This window comes from Bacillus sp. REN10, from assembly GCF_016820555.1.
Classification (GTDB): Bacteria; Bacillota; Bacilli; order Bacillales; family Domibacillaceae; genus Bacillus_CE.
Genome location: NZ_JADHDW010000045.1, coordinates 1 through 394, shown reverse-complemented (window position 1 = coordinate 394; position 394 = coordinate 1). Strand labels below are relative to the sequence as shown.

General features: G+C 45.4%; 1 pseudogene. It reads right to left on the bottom strand.

Features of this window, described 5'->3' with window-relative positions:
- Positions 1–347 (bottom strand): annotated as a pseudogene (locus IRB43_RS17685) (RNA-guided endonuclease InsQ/TnpB family protein); the annotation flags it as partial.
- Positions 348–394: the final 47 nt, after the last annotated feature.

The following is a 394-nucleotide window of genomic DNA, read 5'->3' as shown; positions in this document are numbered from 1 at the left end:
CGTCCTTTTAACACGAAGGATTTGTCGACCCATTTGGGAGGAAACACGAATTTTTCTTTGTATGGATACCGGATGGACTTGTTCGTTTTCCTCGCTTGGCGGACGCTTTCTCGGGCACGCAAAAACTTGTGGCACACCGCTTGGATCGTCTGACTGTGAAGCGGATACAAACCTTTGAGTTCCGATTGAAGGTTGCTTTTGTTGATCCATGTGCCGTGAATTCGATAATAATACCGAGCGAGCTGCACGCAGTCATTCCAAATCGTTCCGCAAATCCGACGTAGGTGAAATAACTGTTGAAACGTGGACTGTGACGCTATAAAGCTTGTTTTCAACGTGCGATACATCCCATCCCCTCCTTTGTCATCATTATAAAACGAATGTATGTTCCTAT